This is a genomic window from Streptomyces atratus (genome assembly GCF_014648655.1).
In the GTDB taxonomy this organism is placed as follows: domain Bacteria; phylum Actinomycetota; class Actinomycetes; order Streptomycetales; family Streptomycetaceae; genus Streptomyces; species Streptomyces atratus.
The window spans coordinates 254,661-275,852 of sequence record NZ_BMRN01000003.1 but is presented as its reverse complement, the minus strand read 5'-3'; the positions used below and the strand labels follow the sequence as shown (position 1 = coordinate 275,852).

The following is a 21,192-nucleotide window of genomic DNA, read 5'->3' as shown; positions in this document are numbered from 1 at the left end:
AGTTCCCGCACGGCGGACGCCGCACGGAAGATCAAGAGCCGACCAGGATCTCGATCGAAATCAAGTCCGTCCGGCGATCGAGGACAGAAGGCCCTCACCCCGGTCCGGGGCACCCGCAGAACCCGGGCACCCCAGCCGGAGGCGAATCAGTACTGCTCGGTCTCCACGAAACCGGCGTCCGCGTCGTCATCCGCGCCGAACGCGTCGGCCGCGGCCGTCGGGTCGAATCCGGGCGGGCTGTCCTTGAGCGCCAGGCCCATACCGGCCAGCTTCGCCTTGACCTCGTCGATCGACTTCGCACCGAAGTTGCGGATGTCGAGCAGGTCGGCCTCGGAACGAGCCACGAGCTCACCCACGGAGTGGATGCCCTCGCGCTTGAGGCAGTTGTACGAACGGACCGTGAGCTCGAGCTCCTCGATCGGCAGCGCCAGATCGGCAGCGAGCGCGGCGTCCGTCGGGGACGGGCCCATGTCGATGCCCTCGGCGTCGATGTTGAGCTCGCGCGCCAGACCGAACAGCTCGACCAGGGTCTTACCGGCCGAAGCCATGGCGTCACGGGGACGCATGGCCTGCTTGGTCTCGACGTCGACGATCAGCTTGTCGAAGTCGGTGCGCTGCTCGACACGGGTCGCCTCGACCTTGTACGTGACCTTGAGCACCGGCGAGTAGATGGAGTCGACCGGGATACGGCCGATCTCCTGGCCCACCTGCTTGTTCTGGACGGCGGAGACGTAGCCGCGACCGCGCTCGACGGTCAGCTCCATCTCCAGCTTGCCCTTGCCGTTCAGCGTGGCCATGACCAGGTCCGGGTTGTGGACCTCGACACCGGCCGGCGGGGCGATGTCAGCAGCGGTGACCAGGCCGGGACCCTGCTTGCGCAGGTACATCACGACCGGCTCGTCGTGCTCCGAGGAGACGACCAGCTGCTTGATGTTGAGGATGAGGTCGGTGACGTCCTCCTTGACGCCCGGCACGGTGGTGAACTCGTGCAGGACACCGTCGATCCGGATGCTGGTGACAGCAGCGCCGGGGATCGAGGAGAGGAGCGTACGGCGAAGAGAGTTGCCGAGGGTGTAGCCGAAGCCCGGCTCCAGCGGCTCGATGACGAACCGGGAGCGGAACTCGTCAACGACCTCTTCGGTCAGCGACGGACGCTGAGCGATAAGCATGTTGCGTTCCTTCAGTCGTGGGCGCCCACTATTTGACGCCCCCAGATACTGACAAGGGTACGGGCGGCACGACCCGAAAGAGCCGTACCGCCCGGACCCACGAGCTACTACTTGGAGTAGAGCTCGACGATCAGCTGCTCCTGCACCTGGGTGTCGATCACCTGGCGCTCGGGCAGGGAGTGCACGAGGATCCGCATCGTCGACGGCACGGCTTCGAGCCACGCCGGTACGGTGCGCTCGCCGGCCTCGGCCTGGGCCACCTGGAAGGGGGTCAGGGCCTTGGACTTCTGACGAACCTCGATGACGTCGTTCACAGCGACGCGGGCCGACGGAATGTCGGTCTTCGTGCCGTTCACGGCGATGTGTCCGTGACGCACCAGCTGACGGGCGTGGTCGCGGGACTTGGCGAAGCCTGCCCGGTAGACCACGTTGTCGAGGCGGGTCTCAAGGATGCGCAGAAGGTTCTCACCGGTCTTGCCGGTCTTCTGGTTCGCTTCCTTGTAGTAGTTCACGAACTGTCGTTCAAGAACACCGTAGATCCGCGAGCACTTCTGCTTCTCACGAAGCTGAAGAAGGTACTCGCTTTCCTTGGTGCGCCCGCGTCCGTGCTCACCCGGGGGGTAAGGACGGATCTCGATCGGGCACTTCGCGCTCTCGCACTTGCTGCCCTTGAGGAACAGCTTCTGCTTCTCCCGACGGCAACGCTTGCAGTCGGCCCCGGTGTATCGCGCCATTTTCCAGTTGTCTCCGTTGCTTCAGACGGAATCAGACGCGGCGACGCTTGGGCGGCCGGCATCCGTTGTGCGGAGTGGGGGTGACGTCCTGGATCGAACCGACCTCCAGGCCGGTGGCCTGGAGCGAACGGATCGCGGTCTCGCGGCCGGAGCCCGGACCCTTGACGAAGACGTCAACCTTGCGCATGCCGTGCTCCTGCGCGCGGCGGGCGGCCGACTCGGCGGCCATCTGCGCGGCGAAGGGGGTGGACTTGCGCGAGCCCTTGAAGCCGACGTGGCCGGCGGAGGCCCAGGAGATCACGTTGCCCGAGGGGTCCGTGATCGAGACGATCGTGTTGTTGAACGTGCTCTTGATGTGCGCGTGGCCGTGAGCGACGTTCTTCTTTTCCTTGCGACGCACCTTCTTGGCTGCGCCCTGACGACCCTTGGGGGGCATGTCTTGACTCCAGATGGAGAGGGGAGGTGATCGGTCCTACAGCGAAGACCGCTGGTTGCTGCGGATGGCCGGTGGCCCGGGTGCCCGCAGTGCGTCCGCTGAGGACTACTTCTTGCCCGGCTTCTTCTTACCGGCGATCGCGCGACGCGGGCCCTTGCGGGTACGAGCGTTCGTGCTGGTGCGCTGGCCGTGGACCGGCAGGCCGCGGCGGTGACGCAGGCCCTGGTAGCAGCCGATCTCGACCTTGCGGCGGATGTCGGCCTGGATCTCGCGACGGAGGTCACCCTCGGTGCGGAGGTTGGCGTCCACGTACTCGCGGATCTTGACCAGGTCCTCTTCGGCCAGGTCACGAACGCGGGTGTTCGGGTTCACGCCAGTGGTGGCGAGAATCTCCTTGGACCGGGTGCGCCCGATACCGAAGACGTAGGTGAGGGCAACCTCCACGCGCTTTTCGCGCGGGATGTCAACACCTGAAACGCGTGCCATTCAATGGCTCCAGTTGTTATTTCGGGGGTCTTCCGCAGCGCCACTCCCGATCGCCGACCTCTCATGACGAGAGGTGGTACGCCCGGGTCCCCGGCCCCCGCCGGAGGTGTCGTCAGCCGAAGCTTGGACGGACTCTGCGTATGTACGTATTACGTGCGTCGCGCGAAGTGCTGCGAGATGCAGGGGGTCGTGCGTCAGCCCTGGCGCTGCTTGTGGCGCAGGTTGTCGCAGATGACCATGACCCGACCGTGACGGCGGATCACCTTGCACTTGTCGCAGATCTTCTTGACGCTCGGCTTGACCTTCATGGGATGTCAGGTTCTCCGGGTCAGTGCCATCACCACGCCGAAGCGAGGTGCGGGCAAGATCTACTTGTAGCGGTAGACGATCCGGCCACGCGTCAGGTCGTACGGAGAGAGCTCCACGACGACCCGGTCATCCGGAAGGATTCGGATGTAGTGCATCCGCATCTTGCCGCTGATGTGCGCGAGGACCTTGTGACCGTTCTGGAGTTCCACCTTGAACATGGCGTTCGGGAGGGACTCGATCACGGTGCCCTCAATTTCGATGGCACCTTGCTTCTTGGCCACGCTTCGCCTTTCGAATCGGCTACCTTGATCGACTTCCGGCATCGCATGTGGACATGTGGACACACTGATGCACGAGAGCCGACGCGTCAGTCTACGTCAGCGGACCCCAAAAGACGAATCCGTCAAGTTTGCCCACCCCAGGAGATCCTTAGACCTGCCCAAGGGGGTCAAATCGGCCTATGGGGCCTCCCCTGGTCCTTAAGACCCTGGGGAAAGGGTCCGGCGCCGCCTCGATCCCGGCCCCACCCCCCCACAGCCCTCGCGGGCTCGGCGCCAGGGCGCCTCACAAGCTTCGGCCGGCCGCGGCGGACTCCGCCCGCCGGGACAGTGATCAGCCGGTGGGGCCTCCCCCGGTCCTCAAGACCTCGGGGAAGGGTCCGGCGCCGCCTCGATCCCGGCCCCACCCCCACACAGCCCTCACGGGCTCGGCGCCAGGGCGCCTCACAAGCTTCGGCCGGCCGCGGCGGACTCCACCCGCCGGGACAGTGATCAGCCGGTGGGGCCTCCCCCGGTCCTCAAGACCTCGGGGAAGGGTCCGGCGCCGCCTCGATCCCGTACTGGGCCAGCTTCGCCTTGCCGCAGTCGGGGGCCGTCAGGACCAGCGGGCCCTGCTCGGTGAGGGCGATCGAGTGCTCCCAGTGGGAGGACCAGGTGCCGTCCGTCGTGATCACGGTCCAGTCGTCCTGGAGCACCTCGGTCTGCGCCGTACCGAGCGAGACCATCGGCTCGATGGCCAGGCAGACGCCGGGCACGAGCTTGATGCCCTTGCCGCGCTTGCGGGCGACATAGTTCAGCAGGTGCGGGTCCATGTGCATCTCGGTACCGATGCCGTGGCCGCCGTAGTCCTCGATGATCCCGTACTTACCGGTGGCGGGGCGGGGCTGGCGGCGGATGTAGGACTCGATCGCCTTCGAGATGTCGACGAGGCGGTTGTTCACCTTCATCGCGGCGATACCGGCCCACATGGACTCCTCGGTGACCCGGGAGAGCTCGACCAGCTCCGGAGCGTGACCGGTGCCCACGAAGGCCGTGTATGCGGCGTCACCGTGCCAGCCGTCGACGATCGCGCCGGCGTCGATGGAGATGATGTCGCCGTCCTTGAGGACGGTCTTGTCGTCCGGGATGCCATGGACGACGACCTCATTGACCGAGGTGCAGATGGTCGCGGGGAACCCGCCGTACCCGAGGAAGTTCGACTTCGCACCGTGATCGGCGATCACCTTGCGGGCGACCCGGTCAAGGTCCAGCGTGGTGGCGCCGGGGACCGCTGCCTCGCGGGTGGCCGCGTGAATGGCAGCGACCACCAGCCCCGCCTCACGCATCTTCGCGATCTGCTCGGGGGTCTTGATCTGCACCATTGCACGGCGCCTCTCTGCATCGGACTGCATAGAACGGTGACGGCTGCGGCCGTACTCAACGATACGGCGCAAACAGTCGGCCGCGGCGCCCATGGACGCCGCGGCCGACTGCACAAGTACTGCGGGGTTTCCTCTCAGCCCTTGGCGGACTTGAGAGCCTCCATCGCCCGCTCGGTCACATCGGTGACCTTGCCGAGCGCGGAGATGGTGACCACCAGGTTCTGGGCCCGGTAGTAGTCGATGATCGGCTCGGTCTGCGTGTGGTAGACCTCCAGCCGAGTACGAACCGTGTCCTCGGTGTCGTCGTCACGCTGGTACAGCTCGCCGCCGCAGGTGTCGCAGACGCCCTCGGTCTTCGGCGGGTTGTACGTCACGTGGAAGACGTGCGAGCCGTCGTTCCGGCAGATCCGGCGGCCGGCGATGCGCTTGACCACCTCGTCCTCGGGGACCTCCAGGTCCAGGACCGCGTCCAGCTTGGTGCCCTCGTCCTTGAGCATGGCGTCAAGAGCCTCGGCCTGACCCACATTTCGCGGGAAGCCGTCCAGCAGGAAGCCGTTCTCGGCGTCCGGCTGGGACATGCGGTCCTTGGCCATCCCGATGGTGACCTCGTCCGGCACCAACTGCCCGGCGTCCATGAAGGCGCGGGCCTGCTTGCCAAGGTCGGTGCCCTGGCTGATGTTGGCACGGAAGAGATCGCCCGTGGAGATCTGCGGAATCGACAGGTTCTTGGCAAGGTACGCAGCCTGCGTTCCCTTGCCGGCACCGGGCGGCCCGACGAGGACGATTCGCATCAGCGGAGGAACCCTTCGTAATTGCGCTGCTGGAGCTGACTCTCGATCTGCTTCACGGTCTCCAGCCCCACACCCACGATAATCAGGATGCTCGTCCCGCCGAACGGGAAGTTGGCGTTCGCACCACCGAAGCCGGCCAACGCCATCGTCGGCACAAGAGCGATCAGACCCAAGTACAGCGAGCCCGGCCAAGTGATCCTGTTGAGCACGTAGCTCAGGTACTCGGCAGTAGGTCGACCAGCCCGGATACCCGGGATGAAGCCACCATACTTCTTCATGTTGTCGGCGACTTCCTCGGGGTTGAACGAAATCGCCACATAGAAGAAGGCGAAGAAGACGATCAACAGGAAGTACGCCGTGATGTAGTACGGGTGGTCGCCCTTGACGAAGTTGTCCTTGATCCAGGTCGCCCAGCCCGCAGTGGAGTTGGAGAACTGGACGATCAGGGCCGGGATGTAGAGCAGCGAAGAAGCGAAGATGACGGGAATCACACCCGCCTGATTCACCTTCAGCGGAATGTACGTCGACGTACCGCCGTACGACCTGCGGCCGATCATGCGCTTCGCGTACTGCACCGGGATACGGCGCTGGGCCTGCTCGACGAAGACGACGAGGCCCACCATCACGAAGCCGATCAGGATGACGGTGCCGAACTCGATCCAGCCGTCGGCCAGCTTGCCGCTGGTCTTGATGGCCCACAGGGCACCGGGGAAGCTGGCGGCGATCGAGATGAACATCAGGATCGACATGCCGTTGCCGATGCCGCGGTCGGTGATGAGCTCACCGAGCCACATGACGGCCGCGGTACCCGCGGTCATCGTGATCACCATGACGATGGTCGTGAAGATCGACTGGTTCGGAACGATCTGGTCGGCGACCGGGCAGCCGCTGAACAGCGCGCCACTGGTGGCCGTGGCCACCAGGCCGGTGCCCTGGAGGATCGCGAGCGCGACGGTCAGATAACGCGTGTACTGCGTGATCTTGGCCTGGCCGGACTGCCCCTCCTTCTTGAGCGCCTCGAGTCGGGGAATCACCACGGTCAGCAGCTGAAGAATGATGCTGGCCGTGATGTACGGCATGATGCCGAGCGCGAAGATCGTGATCTGCAGCAGTGCACCACCGCTGAACATGTTCACCAGGCCGAAGAGGCTGTTGTTGCCCTTGCTGGCCTGATCAACACAGGTCTGGACGTTCTCGTAGCTCACTCCCGGTACGGGGATGTGTGCCCCGAGCCGGTAGATCACGATGATGCCGAGCGTGAAGAGCAGCTTCTTGCGCAGGTCGGGCGTCTTGAACGCCCGGGCGAACGCGGTGAGCACGGTGCCTCCTGCGACCCCCGCGCAATGCGAAGAGGTGACGGTCTTGAGGATCGACGAATACGTAACAGTCAAAAGTCCCCGGGCGGGTGCCCGAGGGGTTACCACACAACAACGCACGCCACCTTACCGGCGACCATGCCCACCTAGGAACGACCAACCGGGGATGCCCCAAATAAGAGGCATCCCCGGTCGGATGTTCAGGCCATCGAGTTGTCTCAGACGAGCTCGGTGACGGTGCCGCCGGCGGCGGCAATCTTCTCCTTGGCGGAGCCGGAGACGGCGTCAACCGAAACCTGCAGTGCCACGGAGATCTCGCCCTGTCCGAGGACCTTGACGAGGTGGTTGTTGCGCACCGCACCCTTGGCGACCAGGTCGGCCACGGTGACCTCTCCACCCTCGGGGTAGAGCGTCGCGAGCTTGTCCAGGTTCACGACCTGGTACTCGGTGCGGAACGGGTTCTTGAAGCCCTTGAGCTTCGGGAGACGCATGTGGAGGGGCATCTGCCCACCCTCGAAGCGCTCCGGAACCTGGTAGCGGGCCTTCGTGCCCTTGGTACCACGACCAGCGGTCTTACCCTTGGACGCCTCACCACGACCCACACGGGTCTTGGCGGTCTTGGCGCCCGGGGCAGGCCGGAGGTCGTGGGCCTTCAGCGGCTTGTTCTCCGCCATGTCAGTCGACCTCCTCAACCGTCACGAGGTGGCGGACGGTGTGAGCCATGCCGCGGAACTCGGGACGGTCCTCCTTGACAACCACGTCGTTCAGGCGCTTGAGCCCGAGCGAACGCAGGGTGTCGCGGTGGTTCTGCTTGCTGCCGATGTACGACTTCGTCTGCGTGATCTTGAGGCGAGCCATTACGCACCCGCTCCCGCACGTGCACGAAGCAGAGCCGCGGGGGCGACGTCCTCGAGGGGCAGACCACGGCGAGCCGCGATCTCCTCGGGACGCTGCAGGCCCTTGAGGGCCGCCACGGTCGCGTGCACGATGTTGATCGCGTTGTCGGAGCCCAGCGACTTCGACAGGATGTCGTGAACGCCGGCGCACTCCAGAACGGCGCGCACCGGGCCACCGGCGATAACACCGGTACCGGGGGAAGCAGGCTTCAGCAGGACGACGCCCGCAGCCTTCTCGCCCTGGATCGGGTGAGGAATGGTGCCCTGGATACGCGGAACCTTGAAGAAGTTCTTCTTGGCTTCTTCCACGCCCTTGGCAATGGCCGCGGGAACTTCCTTGGCCTTGCCGTAACCGACACCGACGGTGCCGTCACCATCGCCCACCACGACCAGCGCGGTGAAGCTGAAGCGACGACCACCCTTCACAACCTTGGCGACGCGGTTGATCGCGACAACGCGCTCAACGTACGCGGTCTTCTCGGCGGCAGCTGCGCCGCCGTCACGGCCCTTCCGGTCCCGCCGCTCGCCGCCACCGGCACCGCTTCCGCGGCGCTGGGGTCCAGCCATTGGATTTACCTCTCTCTGTTACGTCCGCTGTGCGTAGGAACCGGGGCTTAGAACTTCAGCCCGGCTTCACGGGCGGCGTCAGCCAGAGCGGCAATCCGCCCGGCGTACTGGTTGCCACCGCGGTCAAACACGACGGCCTCGACGCCTGCAGCCTTGGCGCGCTCGGCGACCAGGGCGCCGACCTGCTTGGCCTGGGCGCTCTTGTCACCCTCGCCACCACGGATGGACACGTCCAGGGTCGACGCCGAGGCGAGCGTGTGGCCCGCGATGTCGTCGATCACCTGAGCGACCATGTGGCGGTTGGATCGCGTCACGACCAAGCGGGGACGCTCCGGCGAACCGGAGATGTGCTTGCGGACGCGGATGTGGCGACGCTTGAGGGCGGCACGCTTGTATGCGTCGCCCTTGGCGATCTTTACGCCGTATGCCATCGCTACTTACCAGCCTTTCCGACCTTGCGGCGGATGACCTCGCCGGCGTACTTGACGCCCTTGGCCTTGTACGGGTCAGGCTTCCGCAGCTTGCGGATCTTGGCCGCGGTCTCGCCGACCTTCTGCTTGTCGATGCCCTCGACGGAGAACTTCGTGGGGGACTCCACCTTGAAGGTGATGCCCTCCGGGGCCTCGATCAGGATCGGGTGGCTGTAGCCCAGGGCGAACTCCAGGTTGGAGCCCTTCGCCTGGACGCGGTAACCGACACCACTGATCTCGAGCGCCTTGGTGTATCCCTGGGTCACACCGGTGATCATGTTCGCCACCAGCGTGCGGGACAGGCCGTGAAGGGCCTTGTTCTGACGCTCGTCGTTCGGGCGGACGACGTTCAGGACGCCGTCCTCACCCTTGGTGACCTCGATCGGCGACGCAACGGTGTGCGAGAGGGTGCCCTTGGGGCCCTTCACCGCGACCGTGCGGCCATCGATGGTGACGTCCACACCGGCGGGAACCTGGATGGGGAGCTTGCCGATTCGCGACATGAGCTATTCCTCCGTTCCCGACTACCAGACGTAGGCGAGGACTTCCCCACCTACGCCCTTCTTGCTGGCCTGCTGGCCGGTCAGGAGACCGTGGGACGTGGAGATGATCGCCACGCCCAGGCCGCCGAGGACCTTCGGCAGGTTGGTGGACTTTGCGTATACACGCAGACCCGGCTTCGAGATTCGCTTGATGCCGGCGATCGAGCGCTCGCGGTTCGGGCCGAACTTCAGCTCGAGGACGAGGTTCTTGCCGACCTCGGCGTCCTCGACCTTCCAGCCGGTGATGAAGCCCTCCTGCTGGAGGATCTCCGCGATGTGCGACTTGATCTTGCTGTGCGGCATCACGACGGAGTCGTGGTACGCCGAGTTCGCGTTACGCAGACGCGTGAGCATGTCTGCGATGGGATCAGTCATGGTCATGAATTGGCCTTCGGCCTCTCTCGCCGGGGTTTCCTGTATGCGCCATCCCTCTCCCCACTCAGAGGCAGGACGGGTGCGGTGCGGGGACCTACGGCGTAGTAAGTCGGTCTTGGGCGGCAGGCGCCCAACCCCACAAGCCTACGGCATGTGAGGCCGGGCTCCTGCCGACCAGATGCTTACCGAGAGCTTCCGTCAATTCCCAACGCCCAAAGGGCGAAGGAGAATTACCAGGAGCTCTTGGTCACGCCCGGCAGCTCGCCGCGGTGAGCCATCTCACGAAGGCACACGCGGCACAGGCCGAACTTGCGGTAGACGGAGTGGGGCCGGCCGCAGCGCTGGCAGCGGGTGTACCCGCGAACGCCGAACTTCGGCTTACGGGCGGCCTTAGCGATCAGAGCCTTCTTCGCCACGGTCAGTTCTCCTTGAACGGGAAGCCGAGGTGACGAAGGAGGGCACGACCCTCGTCGTCATTGGTCGCCGTGGTGACCACGGTGATGTCCATGCCCCGGACCCGGTCGATCTTGTCCTGGTCGATCTCGTGGAACATGACCTGCTCCGTGAGACCGAAGGTGTAGTTGCCACGGCCGTCGAACTGCTTCGGCGACAGGCCACGGAAGTCACGGATACGCGGCAGCGCGAGCGACAGCGTACGGTCCAGGAACTCCCACATCCGGTCACCACGAAGGGTGACGTGGCAGCCGATCGGCTGACCCTCACGCAGCTTGAACTGCGCGATGGACTTGCGGGCCTTGGTGACAGCCGGCTTCTGGCCGGTGATCGTGGTGAGGTCGCGCACGGCGCCATCGATCAGCTTGGAGTCGCGGGCGGCGTCGCCCACACCCATGTTGACCACGATCTTGACCAGGCCGGGAATCTGCATGACGTTCTCGTACGAGAACTCCTCACGCAGCTTGCCGGCGATTTCCTCGCGGTAGCGCGTCTTGAGACGCGGCGCAGTGGTGGCAGTCATCAGATGTCCTCACCGGTCCGCTTGGCAACGCGGATCTTGTTGCCCTCGTCGTCAAAGCGGTAGCCGACGCGGGTGACGACCTTGTTGCCGTCCTTCTCCACGACCAGCTGAACGTTGCTGACGTGAATCGGGGCCTCGGTGGTGACAATGCCACCCGTCTGCGAGCCGCGAGCCGTCTGACCGGCCTTGGTGTGCTTCTTGACCCGGTTGACACCCTCGACGAGGACGCGGTCCTGAGCGGGGTAGGCCACGATGACCTTGCCCTGCTTGCCCTTGTCCTTACCGGTGATGACCTGAACCAGGTCGCCCTTCTTGATCTTCATGCTTACAGCACCTCCGGCGCGAGCGAGATGATCTTCATGAACTTCTTCTCGCGCAGCTCACGGCCCACCGGGCCGAAGATACGGGTGCCGCGGGGGTCGCCGTCGTTCTTCAGAATGACGGCGGCGTTCTCGTCGAAGCGGATGTACGAGCCATCCTGACGACGACGCTCCTTGACGGTGCGAACGATGACGGCCTTGACGACGTCACCCTTCTTCACGTTGCCACCGGGGATCGCGTCCTTGACGGTGGCGACGATGACGTCACCGATGCCCGCGTAGCGGCGACCCGAACCACCGAGAACACGGATGGTGAGGATTTCCTTCGCACCCGTGTTGTCGGCGACGCGAAGTCGCGACTCCTGCTGGATCACGTCTATCTCCTGATCGTCTGCCGGTTCCCGGCGGGGGCCACTCCGTTACCGGAGCGGGCCCCCACCGAGCCTGGCGGAACTTGCCTGAGGGGAATGCCCCTCAGGAATTACTTGGCCTTCTCGAGGATCTCGACGACGCGCCACCGCTTCGTGGCGGACAGCGGCCGGGTCTCCATCAGGAGGACGCGGTCGCCGACGCCTGCGGCGTTCTGCTCGTCGTGCGCCTTGAGCTTGTTCGTACGGCGGATGACCTTGCCGTACAGCGCGTGCTTGACACGGTCCTCGACAGCGACGACGACGGTCTTGTCCATCTTGTCGCTGACGACCAGACCCTCACGGGTCTTGCGGAAACCGCGGTCGGTGTTCGTCTCAGTCACAGTCTTCTCGCTCATCAGGCGCTCTCCACCGTCTCGATGCCCAGCTCGCGCTCGCGCATCAGGGTGTAGATCCGGGCGATGTCCTTACGGACGGACTTGAGCCGACCGTGGTTCTCGAGCTGGCCCGTCGCCGCCTGGAAGCGGAGATTGAACAGCTCTTCCTTGGCCTCGCGGAGCTTGTTGAGAAGCTCCTCGCCGCCCAGTTCGCGCAGCTCGGACGCCTTGGTACCGGCCGACATCACGACTCACCTGCCTCGCGCCGAACGATCCGGCACTTCATCGGAAGCTTGTGAGCAGCGCGGGTAAGCGCCTCACGAGCAATCTTCTCGTTCGGGTAGGACAGCTCGAACATCACCCGACCGGGCTTGACGTTCGCGATCCACCACTCGGGAGAACCCTTACCGGAACCCATGCGGGTCTCGGCAGGCTTCTTCGTCAGGGGGCGGTCCGGGTAGATGTTGATCCAGACCTTGCCGCCACGCTTGATGTGGCGGGTCATCGCGATACGAGCTGCCTCGATCTGGCGGTTCGTCACGTACGCCGGGGTCAGCGCCTGGATGCCGTACTCGCCGAACGCAACCTGCGTGCCACCCTTGGACATACCGCTGCGCTTCGGGTGGTGCTGCTTGCGGTGCTTGACCCTACGGGGGATCAGCATTTCGGTCAGGCCTCCGTTCCGGTGCTCTCAGCCGGAGCAGCGGCGGCGGGAGCCTCGGCCTTGGGGGCCTCGGCTGCCGGCGCGGACTGCTGCGGCTTGCGACCGCGACCGCCACGCTCGCCACCGCGGCCACCGCGGCCGGCCGGGCGGTCAGCGCCGCCACGGGCCGGGCGGTTGCCAGCGCGGGCAGCAGCGTTCTCGGCGCGGACCTCGGCGATGTTCTTGACGTCGCCCTTGTAGATCCAGACCTTCACACCGATGCGGCCGAAGGTCGTCTTGGCCTCGAAGAAGCCGTAGTCGACGTTCGCGCGGAGCGTGTGCAGGGGCACACGGCCCTCGCGGTAGAACTCCGAGCGGGACATCTCGGCGCCGCCGAGGCGGCCACCGCACTGGATCTTGATGCCCTTGGCGCCGGCCTTCATCGAGCTCTGCATGCTCTTGCGCATGGCACGACGGAAGGAGACGCGGGAGGAGAGCTGCTCGGCGACGGCCTGGGCCACCAGCTGAGCGTCCACCTCGGGGTTCTTGACCTCGAGGATGTTCAGCTGGACCTGCTTGCCGGTCAGCTTCTCCAGCTCGCCACGGATGCGGTCGGCCTCGGCGCCACGGCGACCGATGACGATGCCCGGGCGGGCGGTGTGGATGTCAACGCGGACGCGGTCGCGGGTGCGCTCGATCTCGACCTTCGAGATGCCGGCCCGCTCCATGCCCTTCGTCATCATGCGACGAATGGCGACGTCTTCCTTGACGTAGTCCTTGTACAGCTTGTCGGCGTACCAACGGGACTTGAAGTCCGTGGTAATGCCGAGCCGGAACCCGTGCGGGTTTACCTTCTGGCCCATTACCGGGTTCCTTCCTTGCTGCTGACGACCACGGTGATGTGGCTGGTCCGCTTACGGATCCGGTAGGCACGGCCCTGAGCACGCGGACGGAACCGCTTCAGGGTCGGGCCCTCGTCCACGTACGCCTCGCTGATGACCAGCGAAGAGGCGTCGGTGTGGTCGTAGTTGTGTGCGGCGTTGGCAATGGCGCTGTCCAGCACCTTGCCAACCGGCACGCTCGCGGCCTGCGGGGCGAAACGCAGGACCGCCTGAGCCTCCGTGGCATCCATGCCACGGATGAGGTCCACCACGCGGCGGGCCTTCATGGGCGTGACGCGGATGTACCGCGCCTGGGCCCTGGCTTCCATGGTTGTCCCTTCGGTGTAAGTCATAGTCGTTTCCACCCCGCGGTTAGCGGCGCTTCGACTTCCGGTCGTCCTTGACGTGGCCGCGGAAGGTGCGAGTCGGCGAGAACTCGCCGAGCTTGTGGCCGACCATCGACTCGGTGACGAACACCGGGACGTGGATCTTGCCGTTGTGCACCGCGATGGTGTGACCCAGCATGGCCGGGACGATCATCGAGCGACGGGACCAGGTCTTGATGACGTTCTTGGTGCCTGCCTCGTTCTGTACGTCCACCTTCTTGATGAGGTGGCCGTCGACGAAGGGCCCCTTCTTGAGACTGCGCGGCATCTAAACCCGCTCCTAGCGCTTCTTGTTCGTCTTGCGGCGGCGGACGATGTACTTGCTCGATGCCTTCTTCGGCGAGCGAGTACGACCCTCCTTCTGACCCCACGGCGAGACCGGGTGGCGACCACCGGAGGTCTTGCCCTCACCACCACCGTGCGGGTGGTCAACCGGGTTCATCGCGACACCGCGGACGGTCGGGCGGACGCCCTTCCAGCGCATGCGGCCGGCCTTGCCCCAGTTGATGTTCGACTGCTCGGCGTTGCCGACCTCACCGATGGTGGCGCGGCAGCGGGCGTCGACCAGGCGGATCTCACCCGACGGCATACGAAGGTGGGCCATGGTGCCCTCCTTCGCCAGCAGCTGCACGGAGGCACCCGCGGAACGGGCGAACTTCGCGCCGCCGCCGGGCCGCAGCTCGATGGCGTGGATGGTCGTACCGACCGGGATGTTGCGCAGCGCCAGGTTGTTGCCGGGCTTGATGTCGGCGGCCGGGCCGTTCTCGACACGGTCGCCCTGCGTCAGGCCACGCGGCGCGATGATGTAGCGCTTCTCGCCGTCCGCGTAGTGCAGGAGCGCGATGCGCGCGGTGCGGTTCGGGTCGTACTCGATGTGCGCGACCTTGGCCGGCACGCCGTCCTTGTCGTGACGACGGAAGTCGATCACTCGGTAGGCGCGCTTGTGGCCACCGCCCTGGTGGCGAACGGTCACACGACCGGCGTTGTTACGGCCGCCCTTGCTGTGCAGGGGGCGGACCAGCGACTTCTCCGGCGTGGACCGCGTGATCTCGACAAAGTCGGCGACGCTGGAGCCACGACGGCCCGGGGTCGTCGGCTTGTACTTGCGGATACCCATTTCTCAGTCCTCGTCCGATTCCGGACGACTCGACCTCCGTCAGGAGGTCGGGCCGCCGAAGATGTCGATACGGTCGCCCTCGGCGAGGGTCACGATGGCGCGCTTGGTGTCAGCGCGCTTGCCGAAACCGGTCTTGGTGCGCTTGCGCTTACCCTGCCGGTTGATCGTGTTGACCCCGGTGACCTTGACCGAGAAGACCGCTTCCACGGCCTGCTTGATCTGGGTCTTGTTGGAGCCGGGCGCGACGATGAACGTGTACTTGTTCTCGTCGAGCAGCGCGTAGCTCTTCTCGGAAACGACCGGCTTGACGAGAACGTCGCGCGGGTCCGAGTAGGTCTTGCTGGTAACGGTCGCCTCGCTCATCAGGCGTCGCTCCCTTCGGTCTCAGCGGTCTGGGGGCCAGACACGAAGGACTCGAAGGCGGCCTGAGTGAAGACCACGTCGTCAGAGACGATCACGTCGTACGTGTTCAGCTGGCCCGGCTCCAGGATGTGCACCTGGGGCAGGTTGCGGGCGGACAGCCACGCGGCCTCGTCGGCACGGTCGACGACCAGGAGCAGGTTCTTGCGCTCCGAGATCTTGCCGAACAGCGTCTTCGCGGCCTTCGTGGAGACTGCACCGTCGACCACGCCGGTGACGACGTGGATACGGGAGTGGCGTGCCCGGTCGGAGAGGGCACCGCGCAGGGCGGCGGCCTTCATCTTCTTCGGGGTCCGCTGCGAGTAGTCACGCGGCTGCGGGCCGTGGACGACGCCACCGCCGGCGAACTGCGGCGCACGGGTCGAACCCTGGCGCGCGCGGCCGGTGCCCTTCTGGCGGTACGGCTTGCGGCCACCACCACGGACTTCGCCGCGGGTCTTGGTCTTGTGCGTGCCCTGACGGGCAGCTGCCAGCTGTGCGACAACGACCTGGTGGATCAGCGGAACGCTGGTCTTCGCGTCGAAGATCTCCGAGGGGAGCTCGACGGTACCGGCCTTGTCGCCTGCCGGCGAAAGGATGTCAATGGTGCTCATTACCTCAAGCCCCCTTGGCCGCGGTACGGACCAGGACGAGGCCGCCGTTCGGACCGGGAACTGCGCCCTTGATGAGGAGCAGACCCTTCTCCGCGTCAACCGCGTGGATGGTCAGGTTCTGGGTGGTGACACGCTCGTTGCCCATGCGACCCGCCATGCGCATGCCCTTGAAGACACGGCCGGGGGTGGCACAGCCGCCGATGGAGCCGGGCATGCGGTGCACACGGTGGGCACCGTGGGACGCCTTGCCGCCCTTGAAGTTGTGACGCTTCATCACACCGGCGAAGCCCTTGCCCTTGCTCTTGCCCGTGACGTCAACCTTGACGCCGGACTCGAACACCTCGGCAGTGACCTCCTGGCCCAGCGTGTACTCGCTGGCGTCAGGGGTGCGGAGCTCCACCAGGTGGCGGCGCGGGGTCACGTCGGCCTTGGCGAAGTGGCCCTTGAGGGGCTTGTTCACCTTGCGCGGGTCGATCTCGCCGAAGGCGATCTGGACCGCCTCGTAGCCGTCGCTGTCGTTGGTGCGGACCTGGGTGACGACGCAGGGCCCGGCCTTGACGACGGTCACCGGGACGACCCGGTTGTTCTCGTCCCAGACCTGGGTCATGCCGAGCTTCTCGCCCAGGACGCCCTTAATGTTCTTAGCCATCTCGCGCGTCACCTCAGAGCTTGATCTCGATGTCGACGCCCGCCGGCAGGTCGAGACGCATCAGCGAGTCAACCGTCTTCGGCGTGGGGTCGAGGATGTCGATGAGGCGCTTGTGCGTGCGCATCTCGAAGTGCTCGCGCGAGTCCTTGTACTTGTGCGGCGACTTGATGACGCAGTACACGTTCTTCTCAGTGGGCAGCGGCACCGGGCCCGCGACCGACGCACCAGTGCGGGTCACCGTCTCGACGATCTTCTTCGCCGAGGAGTCGATGACCTCGTGGTCGTAGGCCTTGAGCCGGATGCGGATCTTCTGTCCCGCCATGGCTACTAGTAGTCCTGTCTCTCATAACGCCCTGGAACCCGGGGGTTCTAAGGACTCCGTCTCCGACCCACGCGGTCGGGCGTGTCGCATCCCCTCTACGCAGATCTCCCGAAGGATTTCCCAACCAAGGGGGTGCGGGCCCGAGGACCGCGAGACCGGGGGCGGAACACCCACCGGGTGCCTGGCCGGTGCCCCACTGACGCTTCCCGGAAGATTCCCGTACGTCCGACCCGCAGGGGGTCGACGAGTACTGTGGGACTCGCTTCCGGTCCTCCCGGCGGGAGGCGCGCAGCATTGACACTCAACCGAGCAACCTGGTCAGTGTGCCATACGGGGTGTGAGCCTGGCCAATCGGGCGGAGGATCTTACCCCGCGTGGTCGCCCGGTCAAACGCGGGCGCGCAGCGGGAGCAGTGCCGGGCACCGCTCATCGTAATTCGGTCGAGCGTCGTACGAACCCGCCCCTACAGTGACCGGCCGGGCACGCCGTCGTCATCAGGGGCATCGATCATGCGTACGCACTATCCGCGCACCGCGCATCTGCCCTGGTCCCCGGGGGCCACCTCGGACGACGTACGGATCGCGGACCTCTCCGGGCTGACCGGTCGCGAGGTCGTCGTCACCGAGAAGCTGGACGGCGAGAACACCACGCTCTACGCCGACGGACTCCACGCACGCTCTCTCGATTCCGCCCATCACCCCTCACGGGGGTGGGTGAAGGCGCTGCAGGGCCGGATCGGGGCCCGCATACCCGAGGGGTGGCGGGTGTGCGGCGAGAACATGTTCGCGCGCCATTCGATCCCGTACGACGGCCTGGAGAGCTTCTTCTACGGCTTCTCCGTCTGGGACGGGGAGCACTGCCTGGGCTGGGACCGGACCGTCGCCTTCCTGCGCGAGCTGGGGATTCCCGTGCCGCCGGTGCTGTGGCGGGGAGTGTTCGACACGCGGGCCGAGAAGGCGCTGCGGGCGCTCGGGCCGGACACCGGGCGGCAGGAGGGGTACGTCGTACGGCCCGCGGACGGCTTCGACGCACCGGACTTCGGGCGCCGGGTGGCGAAGTGGGTGCGGCCCGGCCACGTGCAGACCGATACGCACTGGATGCACGCCTCCGTCGTGGAGAACGGGCTCGGCCCGGCCGCCGCCCTGTGGGCCGTACGGTCGGGGGCACCGGTCGACGCGGCGGCACTGGCCGACGCGGCAGGCACGGCACCGGGGGACGCCGGGGCTGCCGTCGCGATGGGCGATTCCCTCGACGCGCTGGGCCGGACGGGCGACGACCGGCTGACCGGCGTACTGGCCGCGCTGCTGCACCGCGGACGGCGTACGGAACTGGCGCCCGCGCTGGCGGGTGCGCTGGGGATGCCATCGGCCCGGCGTATCGCGGATCTCGTCGGACTGCACCCCGCACTGCACCGCCCGTACCCGGACGAGGAGCGCAGGACCGGCCTGGTCCGGATGTCGTTCGCCGCCGATCTGCCACTGCTGCACGCGCTGGCCGCCGCCGTGGCGGACACCGTCGGAACGCGTGAACAGGTGGAGTGGTCGGCGCTGCACGCGGAGGATGTACGGGAACCGGCCGGGCTGCGCGAGGCATTCGCGGATCTGGAGCCGGCGGCCGCCGACCGCTGCCGGGCGCAGGCACGTGAGGCATACGCCCTGGGCCGGATCACCACCGCCGAGGAGGCCGTCGCCGCGACTTGGCGGTGGCGGACCGGGGACTTCCCGCGCCTGGTCCATCTGGTCGGCCCCTCAGGCAGCGGCAAGAGCACCTTCGCGCGCGCTCTGCCCGGTGTCGACACGTATCTCTCGCTCGACGACCTGCGGCTGGCCCGGGGATCGCGCGCCGATCAGAAGGCCAACGGGGAGGTGCTGCGCGAGGGGCTCGACCGGCTGGACACCGCGCTCGCCGCGGGTGGCACGGTCGTCTGGGACGCCACCTCGCTCAACACGCACCAGCGCTCCCTGGTGCATACGGTCGCCCGGCGCAGGGACGCGCTGCTCACCCACGCCGTGGCCCTGGTCGACGAGGCGGAACTGATCCGGCGCAACGAACGCCGCACCCACCCGGTGCCCCCACAGGTGCTGGCCTCGCAGCTGCACCGGTTCGTGCCCCCGTACCCCGGCCAGGCGCACCGCACCTGGTACATCGGCGCGAGCGGAACCGTGGAGGACAGGGCGTAGATGCGTACCAGCGAGGAGATCTACCACCGGGTCCGCTGGGACGCCCGGTTCGACCCGGCGTGCTTCGTGATGGGCGTGGCACAGCGCGGGACCGTGCCCAAACGGGTGCCGCTGCCCCGGTTCACGCCCGGCGGGGACATTCCCTGGCACCGGGTGCTGTTCTTCGAGGCCGACGGTGAGGTGGTCTGGGACCGGTCCTCGGGCGTGGACCGGATCGACGCGACGGACGCCGGACGGGTACGCACCCCGCGCCGGCTGCCGTCCCCGTACTTCACCTCTCGTACGCCGCACGCGTACTGCGTACCGGAGGCCGCCTGGACACCCGTGCCCGAGGACGCACCGGCGCCCGCGCGGTCCGCTTCCCTGGCGCTGCTGACCTGGAACACCCTCTGGGACCGCTACGACAGCGACCGCATCGACACCGCCCGGCGCCGGCCACTGCTCCTCGACGCCCTGCACGCGGCGAACGCGGATGTCATCGCTCTCCAGGAGGCCGAACCCGCCCTGCTCGGCCTGCTGTTGGCCACGCCCTGGGTCCGCGAGAGCTACACCCTCTGGGCCGACCCGGCCGGGCGGGATGTCGCCGACTGCGGTCTCCTGCTGCTCAGCAGAGTCCCCGTGCGGGAGGCGGGCCTGCATGTCCTCGGCCCGCACAAGGCGGTCGCCGCCGTGGTCGTGGAGACCGCGGAAGGACCGGTCACGGTCTCCGTCACCCATCTCAGCAGCGACCACTCGGCGAACGGCGCCACCCGGCGCGATGCCGAACTGGCCGATCTGGCAGCGGGGTTGGCCGCGATCGAGGGTGATGTGATGCTGCTCGGCGACTTCAACGACGGCGGCGACACTCCGCAGGACCGGCTGGGGATGGCGGATGCCTGGAGCCGGGTGCGCGGCGCGGACGACCGGACGCCGACCTTCGATCCGTCCGTCAACCCGCTGGCCGCCGTCTCTTCCCTGACGGGGCGTGCGTCCCGGCTGGACCGGGTGCTGGTCCGCTCGGAGCGGCTGCGGCCCGTGTCGGCGGCGCTGCTGGGCGACGTACCGACGCCGGACGGGCTGTATGTGTCGGACCACTTCGGGGTACGGGTGGAGCTGACCGGGGCGCCGGAGGACGGATCGGAATCCGACGCGGCGGAGATCGTCCGCCGGGTGAGCGCCGCCCTGCCCGACGGCCGCGTCCATCCGGTCGGCTCGCGGCGGATGGGCTGTGCGCTGCCCGGCGCCGATGTGGACCTGGTCGCGGCGCTGCCCGGTGACGGGGATCTCCGGGGGACACGGGAGCGGCTGACCGCTGCTCTGCCGGAGGCCGTCGGTCTGCGCGAGGTGACCGGTGCGCGCGTACCCGGTCTGCGTTTCTGCCTCGACGGGCTCCGGGTGGACCTGGTGACCGTCGCGACCGGTGAGCTCTCCCCGGACGTGGCGGTCGCCCGCCGTACCGAACTGGGCGAGGTGGCGGCCACGGCGCTCAGCGCGGTGAGCGACGCGGACGCGGTGCTCGCGGCGGCGGACCCGCACCGGGCCGCGTTCACCCGCCTCGCGCGCGAGGTGAAGGCCTGGGCCCGGGCACGCGGCCTGGACTCCGCACCGTGCGGCGGGCTGCCCGGCCTCGCCTGGTCCGTACTGGCGGCCCGCACCGCCCACGAGGCCGGTGATCTGCCGCCGCTGCCCCTGCTCCGGCACTTCTTCGCGACCTGGGCCGTGTGGGACTGGAACCGGCCGGTCGGGTCCGGGGAGGCGGGTGAACTCCCCCTCACTGTGCTGACCCCGACCGCCCCCGTCCGCCCCTGCACCTCGCAGGTCTCCCCCGCAGGCCGCGACCTCATCGCCGAGGAGCTCTTCCGCGCCTGGGAGATCCTGGAGTCCGCCGCCGTCTGCGGCCCCGTGCCGCACGCCCTGCTCTGCGCCCCGCCGCCCCTGCACCTCCGTCACGCCGCCTGGGCGATCGTCTCGGTACGCCCAGGCCCCGACGAGGGCCGCTTCCGGGGCCGGCTCCTGGCCCTGCTCGCCGCTCTCGCCGAAGCGGGCTCCCCGGACGCCCACGCCTGGCCCCGCCCGTTCGGCGCGGACGCGTCCCACACCCAGTACGCCATCGGCCTGGGACGGACCCCGCCGGACGAGGCCCGGCTCGCGGAGATCGGCGCCCGGCTGCTGCGTGGCATCCCGGAAGCGGGCCTGCGCCGGGCGGGCCGGGGCGCGGCACCGGAGCTGCGGTGACGGAAACCGGCGGCAA

Annotated in this window: 32 protein-coding genes; 2 read left to right on the top strand and 30 right to left on the bottom strand. The window is 67.2% G+C overall.

From position 1 onward, the window contains the following. Nucleotides 1–146: 146 nt before the first annotated feature. From IEZ15_RS06925 to rpsJ, 30 genes are all read right to left on the bottom strand, one after another. A complete protein-coding gene (locus tag IEZ15_RS06925; RefSeq protein WP_024491600.1) occupies nucleotides 147–1,169 on the bottom strand; it encodes a DNA-directed RNA polymerase subunit alpha in 1,023 nt (340 codons plus the stop codon). Nucleotides 1,170–1,276: 107 nt separating this feature from the next. Beyond that, nucleotides 1,277–1,903: a 30S ribosomal protein S4 gene (gene rpsD / locus IEZ15_RS06920; RefSeq protein ID WP_114246105.1), complete on the bottom strand. Its 627-nt coding sequence runs from the start codon at nucleotides 1,901–1,903 to the stop codon at nucleotides 1,277–1,279. A gap of 31 nt (nucleotides 1,904–1,934) precedes the next feature. Beyond that, the gene (gene rpsK, locus IEZ15_RS06915) at nucleotides 1,935–2,339 is read right to left on the bottom strand and encodes a 30S ribosomal protein S11 (RefSeq protein ID WP_003956432.1); all 405 of its coding nucleotides are present in this window, start codon (nucleotides 2,337–2,339) and stop codon (nucleotides 1,935–1,937) included. Between the two features lie 105 nt (nucleotides 2,340–2,444). Then, entirely contained in the window at nucleotides 2,445–2,825 is a 381-nt protein-coding gene (rpsM, locus tag IEZ15_RS06910; RefSeq protein ID WP_018519286.1) for a 30S ribosomal protein S13, read from the bottom strand. Nucleotides 2,826–3,019: 194 nt separating this feature from the next. After that, the gene (gene rpmJ / locus IEZ15_RS06905; protein WP_003956441.1) at nucleotides 3,020–3,133 is read right to left on the bottom strand and encodes a 50S ribosomal protein L36; all 114 of its coding nucleotides are present in this window, start codon (nucleotides 3,131–3,133) and stop codon (nucleotides 3,020–3,022) included. A gap of 60 nt (nucleotides 3,134–3,193) precedes the next feature. Further along, nucleotides 3,194–3,415, bottom strand: coding sequence for a translation initiation factor IF-1 (gene infA / locus IEZ15_RS06900; protein WP_003956442.1), 222 nt, complete (start codon nucleotides 3,413–3,415; stop codon nucleotides 3,194–3,196). Nucleotides 3,416–3,930: 515 nt separating this feature from the next. Beyond that, complete coding sequence (map, locus tag IEZ15_RS06895) at nucleotides 3,931–4,773, bottom strand: type I methionyl aminopeptidase (RefSeq protein WP_189275022.1); 843 nt, start codon at nucleotides 4,771–4,773, stop codon at nucleotides 3,931–3,933. Between the two features lie 134 nt (nucleotides 4,774–4,907). Continuing rightward, nucleotides 4,908–5,564, bottom strand: coding sequence for an adenylate kinase (locus IEZ15_RS06890; RefSeq protein WP_114246103.1), 657 nt, complete (start codon nucleotides 5,562–5,564; stop codon nucleotides 4,908–4,910). Beyond that, nucleotides 5,564–6,883, bottom strand: a complete 1,320-nt coding sequence (gene secY, locus IEZ15_RS06885) for a preprotein translocase subunit SecY (protein ID WP_093897253.1) — start codon at nucleotides 6,881–6,883, stop codon at nucleotides 5,564–5,566. Before secY ends, IEZ15_RS06890 begins: the two co-directional genes overlap by 1 nt. A 215-nt stretch (nucleotides 6,884–7,098) precedes the next feature. Further along, entirely contained in the window at nucleotides 7,099–7,554 is a 456-nt protein-coding gene (gene rplO / locus IEZ15_RS06880) for a 50S ribosomal protein L15 (RefSeq protein WP_018550610.1), read from the bottom strand. A 1-nt stretch (nucleotide 7,555) separates the two neighbouring features. Beyond that, entirely contained in the window at nucleotides 7,556–7,738 is a 183-nt protein-coding gene (gene rpmD, locus IEZ15_RS06875; RefSeq protein ID WP_030914154.1) for a 50S ribosomal protein L30, read from the bottom strand. After that, entirely contained in the window at nucleotides 7,738–8,343 is a 606-nt protein-coding gene (gene rpsE / locus IEZ15_RS06870; RefSeq protein WP_030914151.1) for a 30S ribosomal protein S5, read from the bottom strand. The genes rpmD and rpsE overlap by 1 nt, the downstream gene beginning before the upstream one ends. Before the next feature lie 47 nt (nucleotides 8,344–8,390). Beyond that, nucleotides 8,391–8,774, bottom strand: coding sequence for a 50S ribosomal protein L18 (rplR, locus tag IEZ15_RS06865; protein ID WP_030914149.1), 384 nt, complete (start codon nucleotides 8,772–8,774; stop codon nucleotides 8,391–8,393). Nucleotides 8,775–8,776: 2 nt separating this feature from the next. Next, nucleotides 8,777–9,316: a 50S ribosomal protein L6 gene (gene rplF, locus IEZ15_RS06860; RefSeq protein WP_030914145.1), complete on the bottom strand. Its 540-nt coding sequence runs from the start codon at nucleotides 9,314–9,316 to the stop codon at nucleotides 8,777–8,779. Between the two features lie 21 nt (nucleotides 9,317–9,337). Then, complete coding sequence (gene rpsH, locus IEZ15_RS06855; RefSeq protein WP_037688013.1) at nucleotides 9,338–9,736, bottom strand: 30S ribosomal protein S8; 399 nt, start codon at nucleotides 9,734–9,736, stop codon at nucleotides 9,338–9,340. Between the two features lie 224 nt (nucleotides 9,737–9,960). Continuing rightward, nucleotides 9,961–10,146, bottom strand: a complete 186-nt coding sequence (locus tag IEZ15_RS06850) for a type Z 30S ribosomal protein S14 (RefSeq protein ID WP_003948630.1) — start codon at nucleotides 10,144–10,146, stop codon at nucleotides 9,961–9,963. A 2-nt stretch (nucleotides 10,147–10,148) separates the two neighbouring features. Next, nucleotides 10,149–10,706, bottom strand: a complete 558-nt coding sequence (rplE, locus tag IEZ15_RS06845; RefSeq protein WP_037688009.1) for a 50S ribosomal protein L5 — start codon at nucleotides 10,704–10,706, stop codon at nucleotides 10,149–10,151. Continuing rightward, a complete protein-coding gene (gene rplX / locus IEZ15_RS06840) occupies nucleotides 10,706–11,029 on the bottom strand; it encodes a 50S ribosomal protein L24 (RefSeq protein ID WP_003966949.1) in 324 nt (107 codons plus the stop codon). The genes rplE and rplX overlap by 1 nt, the downstream gene beginning before the upstream one ends. A gap of 2 nt (nucleotides 11,030–11,031) precedes the next feature. Next, complete coding sequence (rplN, locus tag IEZ15_RS06835; RefSeq protein WP_003966950.1) at nucleotides 11,032–11,400, bottom strand: 50S ribosomal protein L14; 369 nt, start codon at nucleotides 11,398–11,400, stop codon at nucleotides 11,032–11,034. Nucleotides 11,401–11,507: 107 nt separating this feature from the next. Further along, complete coding sequence (gene rpsQ, locus IEZ15_RS06830) at nucleotides 11,508–11,792, bottom strand: 30S ribosomal protein S17 (protein ID WP_030977953.1); 285 nt, start codon at nucleotides 11,790–11,792, stop codon at nucleotides 11,508–11,510. After that, nucleotides 11,792–12,016 carry a 50S ribosomal protein L29 gene (gene rpmC / locus IEZ15_RS06825; RefSeq protein ID WP_124716937.1) on the bottom strand — a complete coding sequence of 75 codons (225 nt, stop codon included), beginning with the start codon at nucleotides 12,014–12,016 and terminating at the stop codon, nucleotides 11,792–11,794. The genes rpsQ and rpmC overlap by 1 nt, the downstream gene beginning before the upstream one ends. Continuing rightward, the gene (rplP, locus tag IEZ15_RS06820) at nucleotides 12,016–12,435 is read right to left on the bottom strand and encodes a 50S ribosomal protein L16 (protein ID WP_014047785.1); all 420 of its coding nucleotides are present in this window, start codon (nucleotides 12,433–12,435) and stop codon (nucleotides 12,016–12,018) included. Before rplP ends, rpmC begins: the two co-directional genes overlap by 1 nt. Nucleotides 12,436–12,440: 5 nt before the next feature. Continuing rightward, entirely contained in the window at nucleotides 12,441–13,277 is an 837-nt protein-coding gene (gene rpsC / locus IEZ15_RS06815; protein ID WP_030914139.1) for a 30S ribosomal protein S3, read from the bottom strand. Then, the gene (gene rplV, locus IEZ15_RS06810; protein ID WP_004571827.1) at nucleotides 13,277–13,624 is read right to left on the bottom strand and encodes a 50S ribosomal protein L22; all 348 of its coding nucleotides are present in this window, start codon (nucleotides 13,622–13,624) and stop codon (nucleotides 13,277–13,279) included. Before rplV ends, rpsC begins: the two co-directional genes overlap by 1 nt. Nucleotides 13,625–13,667: 43 nt before the next feature. After that, a complete protein-coding gene (rpsS, locus tag IEZ15_RS06805; protein ID WP_003966956.1) occupies nucleotides 13,668–13,949 on the bottom strand; it encodes a 30S ribosomal protein S19 in 282 nt (93 codons plus the stop codon). Nucleotides 13,950–13,961: 12 nt separating this feature from the next. Then, nucleotides 13,962–14,798: a 50S ribosomal protein L2 gene (gene rplB / locus IEZ15_RS06800; protein ID WP_093773282.1), complete on the bottom strand. Its 837-nt coding sequence runs from the start codon at nucleotides 14,796–14,798 to the stop codon at nucleotides 13,962–13,964. 39 nt (nucleotides 14,799–14,837) lie between these two features. Next, nucleotides 14,838–15,161 carry a 50S ribosomal protein L23 gene (rplW, locus tag IEZ15_RS06795; RefSeq protein WP_014154589.1) on the bottom strand — a complete coding sequence of 108 codons (324 nt, stop codon included), beginning with the start codon at nucleotides 15,159–15,161 and terminating at the stop codon, nucleotides 14,838–14,840. Then, nucleotides 15,161–15,811: a 50S ribosomal protein L4 gene (gene rplD, locus IEZ15_RS06790; RefSeq protein ID WP_093897249.1), complete on the bottom strand. Its 651-nt coding sequence runs from the start codon at nucleotides 15,809–15,811 to the stop codon at nucleotides 15,161–15,163. The genes rplW and rplD overlap by 1 nt, the downstream gene beginning before the upstream one ends. A 4-nt stretch (nucleotides 15,812–15,815) precedes the next feature. Continuing rightward, on the bottom strand, nucleotides 15,816–16,460 hold the full coding sequence (rplC, locus tag IEZ15_RS06785; protein WP_093897290.1) for a 50S ribosomal protein L3: 645 nt from the start codon (nucleotides 16,458–16,460) through the stop codon (nucleotides 15,816–15,818). Between the two features lie 13 nt (nucleotides 16,461–16,473). Further along, nucleotides 16,474–16,782, bottom strand: a complete 309-nt coding sequence (rpsJ, locus tag IEZ15_RS06780; RefSeq protein WP_003948644.1) for a 30S ribosomal protein S10 — start codon at nucleotides 16,780–16,782, stop codon at nucleotides 16,474–16,476. Nucleotides 16,783–17,291: 509 nt separating this feature from the next. On the opposite strand from rpsJ, the gene IEZ15_RS06775 reads away from it, so the two are divergent. Both IEZ15_RS06775 and IEZ15_RS06770 read left to right on the top strand, forming a co-directional pair. Then, a complete protein-coding gene (locus tag IEZ15_RS06775) occupies nucleotides 17,292–18,962 on the top strand; it encodes an RNA ligase family protein (protein WP_189275020.1) in 1,671 nt (556 codons plus the stop codon). Beyond that, the gene (locus IEZ15_RS06770) at nucleotides 18,963–21,176 is read left to right on the top strand and encodes a poly(A) polymerase (protein WP_189275018.1); all 2,214 of its coding nucleotides are present in this window, start codon (nucleotides 18,963–18,965) and stop codon (nucleotides 21,174–21,176) included. The last annotated feature ends 16 nt before the right edge of the window (nucleotides 21,177–21,192 follow it).

Coding starts and splice junctions, on each gene's coding strand:
- rplO (WP_018550610.1), bottom strand. CDS start 7,554: ATGGCGGAGAACAAGCCGCTGAAGGCCCACGACCTCCGGCCTGCCCCG.
- IEZ15_RS06770 (WP_189275018.1), top strand. CDS start 18,963: ATGCGTACCAGCGAGGAGATCTACCACCGGGTCCGCTGGGACGCCCGG.
- rpsE (WP_030914151.1), bottom strand. CDS start 8,343: ATGGCTGGACCCCAGCGCCGCGGAAGCGGTGCCGGTGGCGGCGAGCGG.
- rplF (WP_030914145.1), bottom strand. CDS start 9,316: ATGTCGCGAATCGGCAAGCTCCCCATCCAGGTTCCCGCCGGTGTGGAC.
- rpsH (WP_037688013.1), bottom strand. CDS start 9,736: ATGACCATGACTGATCCCATCGCAGACATGCTCACGCGTCTGCGTAAC.
- rpsC (WP_030914139.1), bottom strand. CDS start 13,277: ATGGGCCAGAAGGTAAACCCGCACGGGTTCCGGCTCGGCATTACCACG.
- rplR (WP_030914149.1), bottom strand. CDS start 8,774: ATGGCATACGGCGTAAAGATCGCCAAGGGCGACGCATACAAGCGTGCC.
- rplX (WP_003966949.1), bottom strand. CDS start 11,029: ATGAAGATCAAGAAGGGCGACCTGGTTCAGGTCATCACCGGTAAGGAC.
- rpsK (WP_003956432.1), bottom strand. CDS start 2,339: ATGCCCCCCAAGGGTCGTCAGGGCGCAGCCAAGAAGGTGCGTCGCAAG.
- IEZ15_RS06775 (WP_189275020.1), top strand. CDS start 17,292: ATGCGTACGCACTATCCGCGCACCGCGCATCTGCCCTGGTCCCCGGGG.
- rpmC (WP_124716937.1), bottom strand. CDS start 12,016: ATGTCGGCCGGTACCAAGGCGTCCGAGCTGCGCGAACTGGGCGGCGAG.
- rplW (WP_014154589.1), bottom strand. CDS start 15,161: ATGAGCGAGGCGACCGTTACCAGCAAGACCTACTCGGACCCGCGCGAC.
- rplB (WP_093773282.1), bottom strand. CDS start 14,798: ATGGGTATCCGCAAGTACAAGCCGACGACCCCGGGCCGTCGTGGCTCC.
- map (WP_189275022.1), bottom strand. CDS start 4,773: ATGGTGCAGATCAAGACCCCCGAGCAGATCGCGAAGATGCGTGAGGCG.
- rpmJ (WP_003956441.1), bottom strand. CDS start 3,133: ATGAAGGTCAAGCCGAGCGTCAAGAAGATCTGCGACAAGTGCAAGGTG.
- rplC (WP_093897290.1), bottom strand. CDS start 16,460: ATGGCTAAGAACATTAAGGGCGTCCTGGGCGAGAAGCTCGGCATGACC.
- rpsM (WP_018519286.1), bottom strand. CDS start 2,825: ATGGCACGCGTTTCAGGTGTTGACATCCCGCGCGAAAAGCGCGTGGAG.
- IEZ15_RS06925 (WP_024491600.1), bottom strand. CDS start 1,169: ATGCTTATCGCTCAGCGTCCGTCGCTGACCGAAGAGGTCGTTGACGAG.
- rplP (WP_014047785.1), bottom strand. CDS start 12,435: ATGCTGATCCCCCGTAGGGTCAAGCACCGCAAGCAGCACCACCCGAAG.
- rpsQ (WP_030977953.1), bottom strand. CDS start 11,792: ATGAGCGAGAAGACTGTGACTGAGACGAACACCGACCGCGGTTTCCGC.
- IEZ15_RS06890 (WP_114246103.1), bottom strand. CDS start 5,564: ATGCGAATCGTCCTCGTCGGGCCGCCCGGTGCCGGCAAGGGAACGCAG.
- rpsS (WP_003966956.1), bottom strand. CDS start 13,949: ATGCCGCGCAGTCTCAAGAAGGGGCCCTTCGTCGACGGCCACCTCATC.
- rplE (WP_037688009.1), bottom strand. CDS start 10,706: ATGACTGCCACCACTGCGCCGCGTCTCAAGACGCGCTACCGCGAGGAA.
- rpmD (WP_030914154.1), bottom strand. CDS start 7,738: ATGGCTCGCCTCAAGATCACGCAGACGAAGTCGTACATCGGCAGCAAG.
- rpsJ (WP_003948644.1), bottom strand. CDS start 16,782: ATGGCGGGACAGAAGATCCGCATCCGGCTCAAGGCCTACGACCACGAG.
- rplD (WP_093897249.1), bottom strand. CDS start 15,811: ATGAGCACCATTGACATCCTTTCGCCGGCAGGCGACAAGGCCGGTACC.
- rpsD (WP_114246105.1), bottom strand. CDS start 1,903: ATGGCGCGATACACCGGGGCCGACTGCAAGCGTTGCCGTCGGGAGAAG.
- rplV (WP_004571827.1), bottom strand. CDS start 13,624: ATGGAAGCCAGGGCCCAGGCGCGGTACATCCGCGTCACGCCCATGAAG.